17 protein-coding genes are annotated in these 16,467 nt (G+C 50.4%); 12 read left to right on the top strand and 5 right to left on the bottom strand.

Going from position 1 to position 16,467, the window contains the following annotated elements; all coding sequences use genetic code 11:
* Positions 1-21: 21 nt before the first annotated feature.
* Genes DWZ56_RS08840 through DWZ56_RS08850 form a run of 3 tightly spaced genes read right to left on the bottom strand, consistent with a single transcriptional unit; the run spans position 22 to position 1,761 of the window.
* Positions 22-714: a hypothetical protein gene (locus tag DWZ56_RS08840; protein ID WP_158584508.1), complete on the bottom strand. Its 693-nt coding sequence runs from the start codon at positions 712-714 to the stop codon at positions 22-24.
* A complete protein-coding gene (locus DWZ56_RS08845; protein ID WP_118556144.1) occupies positions 615-1,079 on the bottom strand; it encodes a hypothetical protein in 465 nt (154 codons plus the stop codon). Before DWZ56_RS08845 ends, DWZ56_RS08840 begins: the two co-directional genes overlap by 100 nt.
* Entirely contained in the window at positions 1,069-1,761 is a 693-nt protein-coding gene (locus DWZ56_RS08850) for a response regulator transcription factor (protein ID WP_118556146.1), read from the bottom strand. The genes DWZ56_RS08845 and DWZ56_RS08850 overlap by 11 nt, the downstream gene beginning before the upstream one ends.
* Before the next feature lie 171 nt (positions 1,762-1,932).
* On the opposite strand from DWZ56_RS08850, the gene DWZ56_RS08855 reads away from it, so the two are divergent.
* The 7 genes from DWZ56_RS08855 to DWZ56_RS08880 all read left to right on the top strand — a co-directional run bounded on the left by DWZ56_RS08855 (position 1,933) and on the right by DWZ56_RS08880 (position 6,589).
* The gene (locus tag DWZ56_RS08855) at positions 1,933-2,667 is read left to right on the top strand and encodes a LytR/AlgR family response regulator transcription factor (protein ID WP_118556149.1); all 735 of its coding nucleotides are present in this window, start codon (positions 1,933-1,935) and stop codon (positions 2,665-2,667) included.
* The gene (locus DWZ56_RS08860) at positions 2,664-3,875 is read left to right on the top strand and encodes a sensor histidine kinase (RefSeq protein ID WP_118556151.1); all 1,212 of its coding nucleotides are present in this window, start codon (positions 2,664-2,666) and stop codon (positions 3,873-3,875) included. Before DWZ56_RS08855 ends, DWZ56_RS08860 begins: the two co-directional genes overlap by 4 nt.
* 138 nt (positions 3,876-4,013) lie before the next feature.
* Entirely contained in the window at positions 4,014-4,517 is a 504-nt protein-coding gene (locus DWZ56_RS08865) for a hypothetical protein (protein WP_118556153.1), read from the top strand.
* Positions 4,518-4,598: 81 nt separating this feature from the next.
* Positions 4,599-4,742: a hypothetical protein gene (locus DWZ56_RS22705; RefSeq protein ID WP_158584509.1), complete on the top strand. Its 144-nt coding sequence runs from the start codon at positions 4,599-4,601 to the stop codon at positions 4,740-4,742.
* On the top strand, positions 4,693-5,505 hold the full coding sequence (locus DWZ56_RS08870) for an SHOCT domain-containing protein (RefSeq protein WP_243095159.1): 813 nt from the start codon (positions 4,693-4,695) through the stop codon (positions 5,503-5,505). The genes DWZ56_RS22705 and DWZ56_RS08870 overlap by 50 nt, the downstream gene beginning before the upstream one ends.
* A 69-nt stretch (positions 5,506-5,574) precedes the next feature.
* Positions 5,575-5,835 (top strand): hypothetical protein, encoded by a 261-nt coding sequence (locus DWZ56_RS08875; RefSeq protein ID WP_118556155.1) that lies wholly within the window; start codon positions 5,575-5,577, stop codon positions 5,833-5,835.
* Between the two features lie 28 nt (positions 5,836-5,863).
* Entirely contained in the window at positions 5,864-6,589 is a 726-nt protein-coding gene (locus tag DWZ56_RS08880) for a hypothetical protein (RefSeq protein ID WP_118556157.1), read from the top strand.
* A 100-nt stretch (positions 6,590-6,689) separates the two neighbouring features.
* Here DWZ56_RS08880 and DWZ56_RS08885 read toward each other — a convergent pair whose 3' ends face one another.
* Complete coding sequence (locus DWZ56_RS08885; RefSeq protein ID WP_118556159.1) at positions 6,690-8,894, bottom strand: helix-turn-helix domain-containing protein; 2,205 nt, start codon at positions 8,892-8,894, stop codon at positions 6,690-6,692.
* Between the two features lie 389 nt (positions 8,895-9,283).
* Between DWZ56_RS08885 and DWZ56_RS08890 the strand changes: the two genes are divergently transcribed.
* The 5 genes from DWZ56_RS08890 to DWZ56_RS08910 all read left to right on the top strand — a co-directional run bounded on the left by DWZ56_RS08890 (position 9,284) and on the right by DWZ56_RS08910 (position 15,030).
* Positions 9,284-10,909 (top strand): extracellular solute-binding protein, encoded by a 1,626-nt coding sequence (locus DWZ56_RS08890; RefSeq protein WP_118556161.1) that lies wholly within the window; start codon positions 9,284-9,286, stop codon positions 10,907-10,909.
* Between the two features lie 86 nt (positions 10,910-10,995).
* On the top strand, positions 10,996-11,922 hold the full coding sequence (locus tag DWZ56_RS08895; protein ID WP_118556163.1) for an ABC transporter permease: 927 nt from the start codon (positions 10,996-10,998) through the stop codon (positions 11,920-11,922).
* Positions 11,923-11,935: 13 nt separating this feature from the next.
* Positions 11,936-12,850, top strand: coding sequence for a carbohydrate ABC transporter permease (locus DWZ56_RS08900; protein WP_118556165.1), 915 nt, complete (start codon positions 11,936-11,938; stop codon positions 12,848-12,850).
* A 16-nt stretch (positions 12,851-12,866) separates the two neighbouring features.
* Positions 12,867-14,402 (top strand): ADP-ribosylglycohydrolase family protein, encoded by a 1,536-nt coding sequence (locus DWZ56_RS08905; protein ID WP_118556167.1) that lies wholly within the window; start codon positions 12,867-12,869, stop codon positions 14,400-14,402.
* A 67-nt stretch (positions 14,403-14,469) separates the two neighbouring features.
* Positions 14,470-15,030, top strand: coding sequence for a hypothetical protein (locus DWZ56_RS08910; RefSeq protein WP_147369405.1), 561 nt, complete (start codon positions 14,470-14,472; stop codon positions 15,028-15,030).
* An 89-nt stretch (positions 15,031-15,119) separates the two neighbouring features.
* On the opposite strand, the gene DWZ56_RS08915 is transcribed toward DWZ56_RS08910, so the two are convergent.
* Complete coding sequence (locus tag DWZ56_RS08915) at positions 15,120-16,457, bottom strand: hypothetical protein (protein ID WP_118556171.1); 1,338 nt, start codon at positions 16,455-16,457, stop codon at positions 15,120-15,122.
* Between the last annotated feature and the right edge of the window lie 10 nt (positions 16,458-16,467).

Consider the following 16,467-nt stretch of genomic DNA (forward strand, 5'->3'; position numbering starts at 1 on the left):
TTGCCGGCATGGAACACACCGCTAAACAGCGTGGATGTGAGCAGGGAGCACAGCAGTCCTATGCCGAAGACGATACAGCCAAGACATGAAAAGCGCCGTTCCCAGCCCTCTGTTTTCCGCCCCCGAAGTGTCAGCGCGGCAGCGGCACAGAAGGTAAAGAGATAGAAGAGGTCGGTTAATGCGCCGTGCAGCCGATCTGCCCGCTGATCCGTCCGCGCTGTCCGGGGCTTTTAAATTCCCTTCACCGGAAAACAGAGCGGTCAGCCGCAGGATGCAGAAGCACAGGCCATAGGGGGCCGCGCTCTGGATCAGATACCAGAAGGACTCTGCGCCCGCACAGAACAGCCTCACAAAATAATAGGATATGTAGAGCGAATAACAGCAGCACAGCAGTCCGAACCAAAATGCGGCTTTGTCTTTCGCCGTCCGCCACAGCGTCAGCGTAAAGAGGGCTAGGGTCAGCGGGGCAAAAAAGGCCAGCGCATAGGCCGTGCATTGGACGAGCACCATGCGTGATACCGTTTCCGCTGTGCCCAGGGCGGGAGGGTGGTACATGCCGCTGTAATAGCCGCGGTCTGAGGCGGTTTCTACCGTCAGCAGATGATCGCCGGGCGTCAGGGTGAAGGAAACTCCCGCGCCGCCTTCGCCCTGATCCAGCACAGTGCCATCCAGCCGGATGCTGTGGGTGGAAAAGAGCACAGGAAAATACAGCACCGCCTCCACCGGGCTGCCGTCATAGGCAGGACGATTTCATATTCAGCTGTACCGTGGGGAGAGGCTGTCCGGTCCCCCCTCTGTAAATTTCCGAACTGTCCGATATAGGTTGGGAGCCGGTCTGACCGTCCGTCGGTCAGCAGCCAGCCGTCGATCAGAAAGAGGGGTGTGTGCCGGGTGATATCCGCTTTTGTCAGCGATACGACCCCATGGCTTCCGTAGGGAGGAGCGGTGCGGTATTTGTTATCGGCAGCAAAGAGAAAGACAAAGAACACAGACAGCGTCGCCGCGCACATAACAGCCGGCAGGTATGCCCGCAAGATGCTTCTTTTGCCGTTCTCATGCGTTCGGCTTTTATTGATCATTCTTAGTATCCTCCATGGGAACAAAACGGTAGCCTTTTCCCCACACGGTTTCGATAAACTCGTGGCGGGGGAAGGCTTTTTCTATTTTCCGGCGCATGCGGGAGAGGTGGCCCTGAACGATCTGTGCATCCACCGGTCCGTTCTGCCACCACAGGGCCCGGTACAGCTCTTCCACCGTCCATACATCCTTGGGACGGGAGGAGAGAAGAGAGAGCAGGGAAAACTCGCTCTGGGTCAGGGCTAGGTCAGTCCCGGCTATAAAGGCCCGCTGGCGCTGAAAATCCAGAGACAGCGGCGGGAAGACCCGGAGGGCCTGTATTCCCCGGTCTGCAGTCAGCCGGGCCTGCAGTTTTGCCCAGAAGAGCTCATGGGGGCAGTCCTTCTGTATATAGTCCGCTCCGCCGGCCGCAAATCCCCGAATCTGGTCGGCCTTTTCGGCCAGACTGCTTAGGAATACCACAGGGGCTTCGGTCAGTTTTTTGATCTCCGCGCAGAGGTCAAAGCCGCTGATCTCCGGCATTTTCACGTCCAGTAAAATCAGATCGTAGGAGTTAAGCATCAGGCGGCCCACAGCATCTCCCGGTGTCCGGGCGGTTTCCACCCGGCAGCCTTTCTCCTCTAAAAAAGACTTGCGGGCAAGCATCAGCCACGGCTCATCGTCTATCATAAGAATACGGTACATGTCCTCTCCTCCCGGCAGTGAATAATTATATACTACCACAGATTATACGCTTTGCCGTAAAGGAAAAGGTGTTTTTGAAGATTTCTTCAAAAACACCTTTTTTGCGGTCCGTTTTGTTACAATTAGGGAAAACCGCCGGCAGACAGATGCCGGGTGCTGGGAGAATACAGAATGATAAAAATTGCTTTCTGTGATGACGATCTGTCGGTCCTGAATGAGCTGAGTGTGCTGACGGACCGGTACCGTGTGTCGCACAATCAGAAAATTGAATATACAGTCTATATCAGTCCTCTCGAGCTGCTGGCTGCAATGGAGCGGGGAACGCGCTACGATATCCTTTTGCTGGATGTGCTCATGCCGGGTGAAAACGGTATCGAAGCGGCCCGGGAGATACGCACATGGGACAACAATGTGAAAATCATCTTTCTCACCTCCTCCGCTGAATTTGCGGTGCAGTCCTATGCGGTGGGGGCCTATTTCTATCAGCTCAAGCCGATCTGGGAAGACAGCTTCGACCGGCTGCTGGATTCTGTTCTGGCCGGCTGCGCCAGAGACGAGGGCGACAGCCTGATATTAAAGTGTAAGAGCGGTATCACCCGGGTGAGCCTTGCCCAACTGGAGTACTGTGAGGTGATCGGCCGCATCCTTCTGCTGCATTTAAGCAGAGGAAAAGTGCTGGAGAGCAGCGGCCGTCTGGATGACCTTAGCGGACAGCTTCTCCCGCGGGGCGGGTTCCTGCGGCCGCACCGTTCCTACCTGGTCAATATGGATTACATACAGAATATTTCCTACCGTGCCATTACGCTTTTCTGTCTGACGGAGATTCCAATTCCGAGGGGAAAATATGCGGAGCTTAAGAATGCGTTTCTGGAGCACGCATTTCAGGAACGGCAGGTGACGATATGAGCGGTATTGTTATGCTTTTGAACAACCTGTCTGTCGGCATCTTCGGCGGAGTGCTGTCCGCCGCTTTCTGCAATACATTAAGTTCACGGCGCGGGCGCCTAAGTGTTGCCGCCGGGCTGGCCGTACTGCTGGCGGCCCAGGGTTATATTTACAGAATCCTCGGCTGGCTGCTTTTATGCGCGCTGACCCGCAGGCGGCTGTGGTCGGTCATATCTGTGTTGATGGCGTATCTCTGCTGTCAGCTGCGGTACTGGCTTGGACTTTTATGTGCGGTGATCCTTGGCGGGAGCGGTCTGACCCAGGAGGCGGCGCTGGCAGTCACCCTGCCGCTGCTTTTGTTTCTGCTGCGATTTGTGGCGCCCACGGTCCGTTCTTTTGAAGACCGCCCGCCCGGTGTTCAATGGCGGATCGGCCTGATTCTAGCCATCTATTATGTGTTTGATTATCTGGTGACCGTATACACCGATCTGCTCTACCGTGGAATCCCTGCGGTGCTGGAATTTATGCCCTTCGTCTGCTGCGCGGCCTATCTGGTATTTTTGCTGAAGGCATCGGCACAGGAACGGGAGCGCCTCCTGATGGAGCAGGTGCAAAACAGTCTGAACATTCAGGTGTCCCAGACTCTGCGGGAGATTTCCGCCTTGCGGGAATCCCAGAAACAGGCCAGCACATACCGCCACGATCTGCGCCACCACCTGCAGTATCTCTCCGCCTGCATAGACAGCGGCCGGCTTTCCCGCGCACAGGAGTATATTCACGGCATCTGCGCGGAGATCGAGGCACAGAAGGTTCAGGATTATTGCGAGAACGAGTCGGCCAACCTGATTTTTTCCGCTTTTGCCGGCCGGTGTGCCAAGAATGGGATCGGTATCAAAGTCAGGGCAGGCCTGCCGCCCTTTCTCACGGTTTCGGACAGCGATCTGTGCGTCCTTCTCTCGAATGCTCTGGAAAATGCGCTCAATGCCTGTCAGTCCCGGACCGGTGAGCGTATTATTGAGGTAGACGCCTACGAAAAGGGGCACAAGCTCTTTTTACAGATCACCAACCCCTGCCGGGCGGACATCACCTTTAAAAACGGGCTTCCCGTCACGGACCGGCCGGGTCACGGAGTGGGAGTCCGCAGCATATGCGCCGTTGTGGAGAGGTACGGCGGTATCTATTCATTTTCTTCGCAGGATGGCCGGTTCGTTCTGCGGCTGTCCCTGTGATCGAATCCCTACTGACGATTCAAGACAATTTTCGTTCGATTCATGCACAGCCGTCCATTTTTCGGAATGGACGGTTTATTCTGTATTCAGTAGAAAGCAGTACGATATACAACTTAAATTAAAAAAAGGAGAAAAAACATGAAAAAATTAGTAGCACTTGCCCTTGCGGTCATGATGACATTAAGCCTTACAGCCTGCGGAGGCGATCCTGTCACACTTTCCACTAAAAGCGTCAATGGCGTGTCCATCGATGTGCCCAGCGATTTCGGCGAATTTACGGATCAGGGGAGCGGCATGCTCGCCACAAACGAAGATACATCGGCTACCATAATTGTCGGAATTCCGGTGGATTCGGGCGGATTCGGCCCTGCGGATCTGGATCAGGACAGCTACAGGCAGCAGATATTCGGAGAGACGGATGTGAAGTTTATCACGTTTGACAATGCTGCCGACTGTAACGGCATCCCCGCCGTATTTGCAAACTGTGAGCTGACAAACTCCAACGGTGTGGACTTAACCGTGAATACCTGGGTACTCTTCCATGAGGACGGAACCACGCAGACCGTGAGCCTTACATATACCACCGGAGCGGATACCTCACTTGAAGAAAATATTGATGCTATAGTAAGCAGCGTTAAATAAAGCTTATACGAGGACTAAAGCCCCTGGATTACAGAGTGAACGGCAGGATTGCAGCCCCATTTTACCGTACGGTATGGTAAAATGAAAGCGAGACTGGCCGAAGCCCCTCTGAAGGCGGGAGAGATGCTGGTTCTGGAGGATATGGCAAATCCCCTGGCGGTTCCTGCGGGCATCTGTGTGGAAACGGCGCTCGGTACATATATCCTGCGGGAGCAGTTCCCTTAGGGACCGGTTTACAGAGACACAGCGGTATGATTACCCCTTTCTGGATAAAGATATTTCGTTGGACAGCGTGCACGGCCTGTTCCGTCTGAATAAAAGGAAGGACGGACTGGTATTTGAAGCGTCCTGTCTTAGGAGTTTCCGAATAGTGGAGGACCGCAGCCCCCTTTTTGAGGGCAGCAAAGAGGCTCTGCGCTGTTATGAAAGCGATGTTCCTTGGCGAGTGAGTTCCATGCAGGCGGATATCGACCGCTTCATGCGGGATCGGCGGGAATATGAGCGGATGGAGCGTATGACCCGCATGATGGAACAGCAGAACCGGGACCGCAATCAGGACCGGGATCGGGACAATCCGCCGCCTTCGCGGTCGTATATACCGGAGCCCCGGTTTGAGGCTTCCGGCCCGATCCACAGCCTGTATATGGAAATCACCATGGAGCACCCGTATTGGACAGACTGCCGGATGGAGTGGGATGCGCCGTCGTTTAATTCGAGTTATCCCAGCACTGAGGACTATCTGAACGACTACCGGGAGATGACCGATGAGCTGTACGAGCTTGCCCGCGGCCTTATGACGCTTCTTAGTCCGGAGTCGCCGGAACAGCACATCGGAAAAGGAGCCGATTCAACCGGCTCTAAGAATGCGGGGGATCTGTCCGTGAGAGATGCCGCCGGCGAGATCCGCAAATTTAAGGAGCTTTTTGACGCAGGCATCATTACGGAGGAGGAATTCACTGCCAAGAAGCACCAGCTGCTTGGGATTTAAAAGGAAGCACACCGAAGTGTGCGTAGGTCATCAGCCTTCGGCTGGTGACATGATAAGGAGGAGAACGGAATGAAGAAGAAACTTTCTGTACTGCTGTTAGCCATTGTCATGGTCTTTTCTCTGGCTGCCTGCGGTGACGAAGCGGCACAGTCCGGATCATCGGGGTCTGGCGGATCGGATGTGGCCGCATCCGTACCCGATACTGCGGATGCAGCTGCGCCGGCAGGCAGCGGGGCGGCCGAGCCCGGAAGCTGGGCGGTTTACTGGTATCTCTGCGGCAGTGACCTGGAGTCCGGCGGAGGATTCGCCACTGCGGATCTATGCCTATGAGCTCACCGGTGAACTGGATGGTGCCGGCATGGAGTATATCCGGAGCATGGACTTTGACGAGCTGCCGGAGGTGAAGAACCTGGCCGCCATGGGTTGGGACGGCGCTGCGCTGGATCTGAACGATGAGGGAACCTCTATCCTCACCCTGGGGCCGGAGGCTGCGGATATCCTGGCAGGCATCGGTTTTTCCCTCAATTATGTGAATGAAGAGAGCGATGCCATGATGCTTTTGGGAACGGATAACGATATGACTGCCGACTGGGAGAACGGAGTGTTTTACGACAATTTCCGGGGTGTCTGGGGTGGGATTGACGGGAATCTCGTCTATATGGAGCTGTCTTTTGAGGGGGACGGTTACAACCTGTACTCCGTACCTGTTCTCCTGAACGGAGAGGAGTATAATCTCCAGACAGCCTATGACTTTGGCACCGAACAGTGGAGTGTCCTGGGAGCGCGTCAGGGCATGGATGAAAGCGGCATGTCGGATAAGGATCTGCGCTTGCTCCAGGAAGGCGATGAGATCACCACTCTGTGGTATCTGGCCAGCGCTTCCGGCGACGATGACTTTGAACCCTATACTGCGGCCACCATTACCGTGACGGCCGACACCGCCTTCGGAGAGATGCCTCTGCCTGACGGCAGCTATTCCATGGTGTTTGAAATGCGGGATGCAATGGACAACTATGCGTACTCAGACGCCGTTACCTTTGACTGCGCAGGGGGAGAGATCATAACTACGGTCTATGAGGACTGAATCCAGGTATCAGGGCAGAAGATGATATGAATAAGCAGGAAATTATCTTAATCTAAAGGATAATTTCCTGCTTTTTATTGTTTCGGCCGATGCGTGTTTCTCAGCCTGAGGTGCCTCTGCTGCGGTACTGAGAGGGCGTCAGCCCTACGGACTGTTTGAATTTCCGGCGAAAGCTTGAAGGATTTAGATATCCTATAGCGGTGCTGATATCATCGATTAAAATGTCGGTGGTGAGCAGGAGCTCCTTGGCTTTTTCCAGGCGCATGGTCCAGACATAATCCAGGAAATTCTCTCCGATCTCTTTCTTGAACAGATAGCTCATGTAGGCGATGCTGACATGGGATAAGTCCGCCAGATAGGAGATGGAGAAATCGGGCGAAGTATAATGCTGTTTTACCAGATGCTGGATGCGGGCTGAATTAATGCTTTTATTCTCATATTCCTCTTCGAACAGCAGCAGAAGTTTTTCAACGTTTTCACTTATTTCCCGTTTCTTATCTTCATAAGGAAAACTGCGGCAGAAATACAGCGTTTCAAAATAGAGGGAGCTGTAAGTCTTAAACTTGATATTGGCCTGGGTCATGGAATTGATGATGACCGTGAGCATATCTATAAGCAAGCAGTGGCTGAAGAAATTGGGCAGTGAATTTCCTGTGAGGAAAGGGGATTCGATCTGGTAAAAAAGTTCCCTGACGATTTGTCTCGCTCCGCAGAAATCATAATACTGAAAGGACCGCGCCAGATCGTCCAGCTTCCGGTAGGGATAGGATACGGAAGCCTTCCTGGGCAGAGCCGGGGCGACCGTCTGATAGGAGACCACAGGCTGACGGTCCCAGCAGCAGCTGGCCTGCATTGCATTTTCATATAAAAACGGTATGTCAAGGGGAGAGGAAGAGGAGTTGCTCAATGCCGCCAGATATCCTTTTTCCTCACAGATACTGCTGATCAGCATGTGGATGACCTCCTCCTTATTCTGCTCCATTCCCGAATAGCTCAGAAGAAATGTGGCGCTGCCGCTGCCGGATTCCAAGACAATGCAGGAATCATCCTTGGGAAGAGACTGTGAAAAATACTGTCCGATATCCTGGGCGGGAAACGGCGGTTTTAAGGCTTTCATATAGAGCACAAAAATATGCTTATCCAGCTCCGCAGTAAAAAGTGAATCGATGCTGCAAAAGTCCTCCGGTTTGGCTCCTCGGTTATTGTTGACGATGGAATCCAGTATGGACTTCTGCATGGAGGATTTGTACCGGGTGATCTTGTCCTGCAGCTGCTGGCTTTCCTCCATGGATTCGTTGAAGGCATGCTCCAGCTGCTCCAGATATTCCATGCTGGGGTCAGGGTTCTTGACTATTTTCTTGGTCAGGTTATGCAGCGGGACAAAGGTGCTCTTCATAGCGAGAACGATCAGAAATATGCCCAGAATGCCCAAAAAAATCAGAAAGAGGTAAGTGCGCCGGAATGCGGTATCCACCTGTTTAAGCAGGAGTTCGTTGGAGATCAGCGCGGCTAAGTGGAAGCTGTTGTACAGTTCGGAGCTTATAAGCAGGGACGTCTGCGAATCGAGGCGGTAGATGCCTTTTTCCGGGCTGGGCAGCGCGCCTGACTGTGACAGAGGGCCAAAAGGACATGCGGCGATCTGTCCGCCGGAGCTTACGAGAGCCATCGATACGATCTCACCGGAGACGGAGCTTTTAAGCATATTCTGGATTTCACGGGAATCGATAATATAGAATACCACATATCCCGCGTCGGATGCATTATAAGGAAAGTAGACCAGATATTCCGAGGCTGTTCCGGACAGAAAAATCAACTGGTTGTATGGGATATCCATATATTCATCCGGATAAAATGCGGTACAGTCAGCCCCGTTATAAATAAAGAAAGCACCCTCCCGGTATTCCGCGTGCTGGCGTGTGGAGAGAAGCATATCCCGGGACTTGTCGTAATAGATGATGCAGTTGATCAGGCTGTTGCTTTTGGCATACTTGCCCATTTCCTGATAGACAAGATACTTCGACCAGGCGCTGCTCTCGTGGCGGGACAGAATGAGCGTTGTGTTGCTGATGAGGGAGTTGTTCACCGGATTGACAGAGGACAGGCTGTTGGAAAACTGCTCTGCGGCATTTTCTAACTGATGGTCAATCTGCCGGCTTAATTCGTTAAAATAGAGCGTGGTCAGCTGATTGCGCACCAGCAGGAAAAAGCATAAAAGAAAAATACTTATGATTGTAAAGTAAGACAAAAAATAGCGCATCAGGGTATGATACGTGTGGTTATGAATGATTTTCTTCAGCCGTCCCATAATCTTGTCTCCCCCCGGATATGTGCTGTGCCTGGCAGACTGATGCGGATGCCTCGGCAGATGTGCGATGTAATTATTATACAGAAGGTTTTAGCGTTTGGCAATAAAGCGGTCCGTATATGAGGGATACAATTTTTAAGCTGAAAGATGCTTAAAAACGGTACGGTTTCATAAATACTGCAGGCTGGATCAGGACAATGGCTGTGACGCTTTTTAAATCGGCTTAAATAAAGAAATGTGCCTTGTCCGGACTGGTGGAAGGTTATAGAATTAAGGCATTCACAAACGGAGGCGCCTTCTGTGAACGAAGAAACAAAAAGAGGGAGCGCACGGATGTGCGCGCAGGTCATCCGCCTGACGGCAGGTGACATGAAAGGAGAAAATGGCATATGAAATCATTGAAGGGGGTTTTAAGTGCAGCTCTTGCAGCCGTTATGGTTTTGAGTATGGCTGCCTGCAGCAGCACTGATGCAGGCAGCAGCACTGATGCAGGCAGCAGCACCGGAGTTAAGGATACCGTAAACGCGCAGGAAAGTACCGGCGGGGAGACGCAGGCGGAAGGCGGGGTCACACTTCCGTTAAAAGAAACAATGGAGTTTACCTGTCTGGCGGTCCTGAGCGGGGAATATGACCTGGCAGATAACATTGCAATGCAGACAGCAATGCAAAACGCCAATATTAATATTGCATTTAATTCCGTACAGGGCGTAGATCTGCAGGAAAAGAGAAACCTGATACTGGCTTCCGGCGAGTATCCGGATATGCTCTATAAATCGGGCATCGGCATGGCAGATCTTAGCAAATACGGTTCACAGGGTATCTTTATTCCGCTGGAGGATCTGATCCGGGAGTATGCCCCCAATCTGACGGCGCTGCTGGATAAAAGGGACGGATGGGCCTACATCACCTCTCCGGACGGCCATATATACTCACTGCCTGAGATCGATAACCAGAGCGGCAGCATGATTCCCTGCTGGATTAATAAGAAATGGATGGATAAGCTGGGTTTAAAGGAGCCTGCCAGTTATGAAGAATTATATGAAGTCTTAAAGGCGTTTAAAGAGCAGGATGCCAACGGAAACGGAGATCCTGACGATGAGATACCGCTGATATCCACCGATATCTGCTCGATCGAGCTTCTGATGGCATACGAGGATTTCGCGTATGATCAGGTGACAAAAACCGCGGTTGTTGACGGGGAGCTGACCTATATTCCTACGGATGAAAGATATAAGAAATTCCTGCAGTATATCAACAAGCTCTATCAGGAGGGGATTTTATACAAGGACTCTTTTACCCAGGCTCATGAGCAGCAGGGGGCGATCGGCCAGACCAATGATGTATTGGGGTGTTTCTTTGAGTATGGCGCCTTTAACAGCGTCGGCCGTGACAATGATGACGATTATATTACCCTGAAACCCTTTCAGGACGGAACGTATCCTCTGAATACTGGCATTTTCAGCGGCGGCATGGCCATAACGGATAAGTGCCGGAACCCGGAAGTGCTGATTGCCTGGGCGGACCAGTTCTACAGTGAGGAGGGCGGCAGGCTCGTATGGCTCGGTGTGGAAGGCAAGACCTATCAGTTTAATGAAAAGGATGAGTGGGAATGGATGCTCGGAAACGGATACGGCGATGAGGTGACCACTCTGCGCTCCTCCAATACTCTGCAGGGCTTTACCTATCATGTCGGCGTGCTGCCTGACTGCTGGTTTGGAAATATGTCTTCAAGCACGGATCCGGATGAGGCATATATGGCTTCAGAGCTCACAAAGCTTACCGCTAACGGTGTGGTGCCGCTGCCGATGATGAACTATTCGGACGGACAGACCAAGGAGATCGCTTCCCTTAAGACCGATATCGATGCCTATATTCAACAGTACACGGCGCAGGTGGCAATCGGAGAACTGGATCTGGACAGCAGCTGGGACGGTTATATAGAGACTATGAATAAGATGGGCGCGGAGAAACTGGAAGAGATATACAAAACGGTTTATGAAGCTGCCGGCAAATAGCATTTAATGTCAAATGGCTCACAGAAAAAGGGGCTGAAGCACTCTATAGTGCGGCAGCCCCTTTGGAATAATAAAGGAGTGATCGGATGAAAAGCGGAGGCAGCTTTGGGCAGAGACTGCTTAGAGACATGAGAAAAAACTGGATTCTCTATGTAATGATTCTGCCGGTTGTTATTTACTATCTTATTTTTGCGTACACGCCTATGTACGGTGTCCTGCTGGCATTTAAGGATTTCAATGCAAAGCTGGGAATCATGGGCAGCCCCTGGGTGGGGCTGGAACATTTCAAAAGGTTTTTCAGCGCGTACAATTTTAAACAGCTGCTCTTAAACACTCTGGGGATCAGTGTGTATTCCACGCTGGTCGGTTTTCCCATACCCATTTTATTCGCGCTGATGCTCAACTACCTGAAAAACAGACACTTAAAGAAAACGGTCCAGATGGTTTCCTATGCGCCATACTTTATTTCCACTGTGGTAATCTGCGGCATGATTACAATTTTTTTGAAACCGGATACCGGTGTGTTTAACATAATCCGCGGTGTTTTCGGAATGGAATCGACGGATCTTCTGGCCAGGCCGGAATGGTTTAAGACGATCTATGTCTGGAGCGGGGTATGGCAGGGGATGGGCTGGAGCTCCATCATCTATATTTCAGCACTGTTAGGTGTGGATCCGCAGCTGCATGAGGCGGCTATTGTGGACGGCGCGACGAAAGTCCAGCGAATCATACATGTGGACCTGCCGTCCATCAAACCGACAATCATTATGCTGATGATCCTTCAGCTCGGTTCGCTGATGAACGTGGGATTTGAAAAAGTATTTTTGCTCCAGAACGCTCTGAACCGCAGCTCGGCGTCCGTAATTTCTACATATACCTATGAAGTGGGACTGATCAACAGCGATTACGGTTATTCTACAGCGGTGGGGCTGTTCAGCTCGCTGATCAATATCATACTGATTGTGGGCGCAAATGAGATATGTAAAAAATTTGCAGACGAAAGTCTGTTTTAGCAGGAGGATGGCTATGAAAAAACAAAAATCACCTGTAAAGGCCGGACATTCCGGTTCCGACCGCAGGTTTGATGTGATCAATACGGTTGTCATGGTCGTCATGCTGTTTATTTTTGTATGGCCTCTGTGGTTTGTGGTGATCGCGTCGGTCAGTGATCCCAATGAGGTGTGGAACGGCAATGTCATTCTGTTTCCGAAAGGGATTACGCTGGCATCCTATAAAGCGCTGATGGATTACGGCAAGATCTGGATCGGGTACGCCAATACGGTCTTTTATACCGTGGTCGGAACGCTGGTAAATCTGCTCATGACCGTATGCGCGGCATATCCTCTGTCCAGGAAGGACTTTGTCCCGCGGAATTTTCTGATGTTTCTGTTCATGCTGACGATGTATTTCAGCGGCGGCCTGATTCCCACATATCTGGTGGTCAGCAGGCTGGGGCTGCTGGATTCGCGGTGGGCCATGATCATACCGGGCGCATGCTCGATCTATAACGTGATCATCACCCGGACCTACTTTATAAACAGCATTCCTTCCACGCTGCAGGAAGCCGCAACGCTGGACGGAGCCAATTCATTTCAGTATCTGCTTAAGATTGTGCTGCCCTTATCCAAGCCGATCATTGCGGTAATCGGCCTGTATTATGCGGTAGGACACTGGAACGATTTTTATACTGCGCTGCTGTATATCTATGACGCGAAGCTGATGCCTCTGCAGTCTTTTTTGAGGGATATGCTGATGTCAAACAAGCTTACGATGAACAGTACAACGGGTATGGATGCGGCCGCGGTGGAAGCAAAGATGAAACTGGCGCAGACCTTAAAATACAGTGCGATCATCGTGTCCACCATACCGGTGCTTTGTATTTACCCGTTTATTCAAAAATATTTTGTAAAAGGAATTATGATCGGCTCGGTGAAGGGCTGACAAGGAGGAATTTTGTATGCAGCTGACATATAAGGAATACAGGGATAAGGTGAGGGCCTGCTGGCTCGGCAAAAATATCGGGGGGACTCTGGGCGCGCCCTTTGAAGGATTTCGCGGAGTTTATGACGTTTCCTACTACACACATGATTTATCGTCCGGAGTGCTGCCCAATGACGATCTGGATCTGCAGCTGGTATGGCTGAATGCGGCCGAACGGTACGGCAAAAATCTGAATGCCGAAATTCTGGGTGAATACTGGCTGTCCTATATATCGGCAGACTGGTCGGAATACGGCGCGGGCAAAAACAACCTGCGCTATGGACTGGTGCCGCCGATATCCGGCTGGTATCACAATCACAACAAGGACAGCTGCGGGTGCTTTATCCGGAGTGAGCTGTGGGCCTGCCTGGCACCGGGGCATCCGGAGATCGCTGTCCGCTATGCCTATGAGGACGCTGTCTGCGACCACGCAGATGAAGGCATGTACGGAGAAATTTTCTGTGCGGCGCTGGAAAGCGCAGCCTTTGTGGAGTCCGACAGAGAGAAGCTGGTAGACGCGGCTCTGACCTATATTCCCGGAGACTGCGCGATTGCGCGGGCGGTGAGGCTTGTCTCACAGTGCCGCAGCGACGGACTTAGCTGGAAGGAAGCGCGGAAAAAGGTGCTTCAGGTATTTCCCGGTTCCTTTGGCATGGCATATGGGTACAGAGATCAGGAGCCGGAGCCGGATGTCCCTGTGGGAAGCCTTGGCTATGATGCGCCGAGCAACATAGGGATTATGATGATCGGATGGATATACGGTGATGGGGACTTTTCAAAAAGCATCTGCATTGCGGCGGGCTGCTGTGAGGACGGGGACTGTACGGCCGGTACCCTCGGTTCCATACTGGGAATTACAGGCGGCACAGCCGCCATAGATAAGAAGTGGCTGAAGCCGATCGGCGATGAGATTAAGACCATATCCATCGATGTGACAAAAGGCTGTCTGCCCATACCGAAAACAGTGACCGAGCTCACCGGGAGGGTGCTGAATCTGATGCCGGTGTTCATGCATGGAAACTGCAGCCTGAATGAAGCAGGAGAGCTTGTATTTGCCCCGGTGGACAGCATATACAAAAATGTCCGGGATACCGGATTTTTTAACACGTTTTCTTTTGCGGAGGAAATCGCGGCCTCCCCGGTCTGTGTCCGAAAGAGTGGCTGTCTGTTTGACATACAGATCACATACGACAGAGGCCTGGAGGTTGCGGTAAATGAGAGCCGGGAGTTTTATGTAAAGATTAAAAACAACCTGCACAGCCAGCAGTGGCTGGAATGCAGACTGTACCTGCCTGAAGGGTGGGAGGCAGCTCCGGGCAGCGTGATGTGTGTGAACCTGGACCAGAACCACGGAGGACGCGCGGTCACGGAGTTTTCCTTCCAAATCACGCCCGGAACCGTCAATCAGGGGAGATACGATATCCTAATGGAGATAAAATCCAACGGAAGGGTGTCTAAAACGTATCTGTCGATGCCGTTACTTGCGGCGGTGCCGGGGAGCGGTATGCCCTGAGGATCAGCGCCTTTTTGAGCTGCATTATGATCCTTCCGAAATTGATTATCTTACAGGATATAAGCGCATGCGGATGATGGCGCATCTGCAGATGGTGTCCCTGCTGGCGGTATGGCCGGTATTGCTGCTCACGGGCAGTGAGGTCTCCATCATCGCTTCAGTGCTGATCTTTGTCCTATTTATCGGGCTTGCCAGGTATTGTCATAATGATAAAACGGTGGCTGATACTCCGGTGGATCGGCTGCTTCCGGAGGCAGGGACAGCTGCCTATGCGCTGCCGCCGCGCCGTTTTCTGGAAATGCTCGGAGCGTATTACCGTGGAGAACCGGATGGGCTGCGCAAAGTGAAAAAGGCGGCCTATGAGGAACATGACAAATTTAAAACCATCCCATATGATCTCGTGGATCATATGGTGAATATGTATTACGGCGACCTTAAGGGAGAATATGACCGGGCTTTGGAAAGGGCGGATAAAATATTGGGGATGATACGGATTCATATCGGAATACCCGGCTACCCCCGGTACGCGCGTACATATTTTACACAGTTTCGGGATGAGCTGGTTAAGAAGATGGAGATAAACGGGGAGGCAGAGAAGAGCGCCGGTGAGGAGGACTGTGTGGAATAGTGTCTGCACAGCCCTTTCGGCCAGCTTCTTTAGTTAAGTAAGTAAAATGCCACCTGTGGCTGCGGACATAAAATGTGAATAATAGTTGTCTATATAATAGGCTTTATATTCGTTTGGGAACATAAATAGTTCAAAGTATCTAAAATGTTGCAGTCTATATTGTTGTACTCATTGACCATCTTCTTTAGATACAGGTAATTAATGAGGTCGGGCATGTTGTAAGGTATAATAGTCTTGTGCTGGCAATAAACATTGCTTACTTTATCCATATGCTCAAGTGCTGCGGCATAATCTTTCCGTAGAATACAGATCAATATCTGACTTATATGAGCAGTTATAATAATGGGAGGCCATTTGCTATAATTTAGACGTGTAACCTCGTTTTTAAAATCATCAGAGGCGCGGATCAGTGCGGTCACATCCTGATTTTTCCAAAATTTTATAAGATTTAAAAGCTGTTGAAACATAACTGTGTCTACATAAGGCCTTGAGCCTGGAAATATAACTAAGGTATTTTTAATAAAATTGTCCGATAAATTTATATTGTGATAATAATGTGCCAATATAATATAGAAAGACAAATAATCACGCTGTTTTTTACCACGTAGGATATCTTTAAAATGGGTGGCGGTTTTTATAAAAAGCTGGCTGTCAGGATTGGTATAGGTCTGGCAAAAGGCGTTAATTAGGTCTTCTTTTAAAGCTTCCATGTAAATATACCAACTCACCCAGAAAACTATGGCACAAATACTAACAATTTCATGTGTAAAAAGTACAGTACAGACAGGTATAAAGTGCAAGACTGGGCCGACAAGCTGACGAAATAGTAATTGTTTATAGATGATAACCGGGTCGACCTCTGAAGCAGCATAATCTATCTGAAATGTATTAGGTGCTTCGGGGAGCTTGGAAAAGCGTACCTTACTAATTTGAGATAACCGTTCAATATCTTCGGGATGAATCATGTATATTTTTCCAGTAAAAGATAGCGAAGAATACATATAATAATGTCCGTTTTGTTCAAATAAATAAAATGAGCTTCCTTTAAATGATCTGGCATAATTAAAATGGGTATTTTCAATTAAAAATTTACCCGTATTATTGTCAACGGTAATCTTGCTTAATGGATGACCGACAAACTGTTGAAAAAACATAAAGACATATGTGGAAAATCTGGAGCGCTTATGCTTTTTCTCTAACTTTAGGTTGTAAAGCAGACATAGTATATAAAGCAGAGCACTGACTCCAAAAAATATGTTATGTGTTGTCAAAGTAAATATAATATCAGTTGTTATTGTAAGAAATGATATTACGATTAATAATGATTGTTGAAATTGATTATCTATATAAGCAAAAGTCGATTTTTGTATATTCACAAGTTCGTCTTGACTTATGTCATTCCAGTCATAGAGATTACTAAAGATCATATCGATTCAT

The sequence above is a fragment of the Lachnotalea sp. AF33-28 genome, assembly GCF_003477885.1.
Taxonomy (GTDB): Bacteria; Bacillota; Clostridia; order Lachnospirales; family Lachnospiraceae; genus AF33-28.

Coding starts and splice junctions, on each gene's coding strand:
- DWZ56_RS08860 (WP_118556151.1), top strand. CDS start 2,664: ATGAGCGGTATTGTTATGCTTTTGAACAACCTGTCTGTCGGCATCTTC.
- DWZ56_RS08885 (WP_118556159.1), bottom strand. CDS start 8,894: ATGGGACGGCTGAAGAAAATCATTCATAACCACACGTATCATACCCTG.
- DWZ56_RS08850 (WP_118556146.1), bottom strand. CDS start 1,761: ATGTACCGTATTCTTATGATAGACGATGAGCCGTGGCTGATGCTTGCC.
- DWZ56_RS08895 (WP_118556163.1), top strand. CDS start 10,996: ATGAAAAGCGGAGGCAGCTTTGGGCAGAGACTGCTTAGAGACATGAGA.
- DWZ56_RS08875 (WP_118556155.1), top strand. CDS start 5,575: ATGAAGAAGAAACTTTCTGTACTGCTGTTAGCCATTGTCATGGTCTTT.
- DWZ56_RS08865 (WP_118556153.1), top strand. CDS start 4,014: ATGAAAAAATTAGTAGCACTTGCCCTTGCGGTCATGATGACATTAAGC.
- DWZ56_RS08905 (WP_118556167.1), top strand. CDS start 12,867: ATGCAGCTGACATATAAGGAATACAGGGATAAGGTGAGGGCCTGCTGG.
- DWZ56_RS08900 (WP_118556165.1), top strand. CDS start 11,936: ATGAAAAAACAAAAATCACCTGTAAAGGCCGGACATTCCGGTTCCGAC.
- DWZ56_RS08910 (WP_147369405.1), top strand. CDS start 14,470: ATGCGGATGATGGCGCATCTGCAGATGGTGTCCCTGCTGGCGGTATGG.
- DWZ56_RS08880 (WP_118556157.1), top strand. CDS start 5,864: ATGGAGTATATCCGGAGCATGGACTTTGACGAGCTGCCGGAGGTGAAG.
- DWZ56_RS08845 (WP_118556144.1), bottom strand. CDS start 1,079: ATGATCAATAAAAGCCGAACGCATGAGAACGGCAAAAGAAGCATCTTG.
- DWZ56_RS22705 (WP_158584509.1), top strand. CDS start 4,599: ATGAAAGCGAGACTGGCCGAAGCCCCTCTGAAGGCGGGAGAGATGCTG.
- DWZ56_RS08915 (WP_118556171.1), bottom strand. CDS start 16,457: ATGATCTTTAGTAATCTCTATGACTGGAATGACATAAGTCAAGACGAA.
- DWZ56_RS08890 (WP_118556161.1), top strand. CDS start 9,284: ATGAAATCATTGAAGGGGGTTTTAAGTGCAGCTCTTGCAGCCGTTATG.
- DWZ56_RS08855 (WP_118556149.1), top strand. CDS start 1,933: ATGATAAAAATTGCTTTCTGTGATGACGATCTGTCGGTCCTGAATGAG.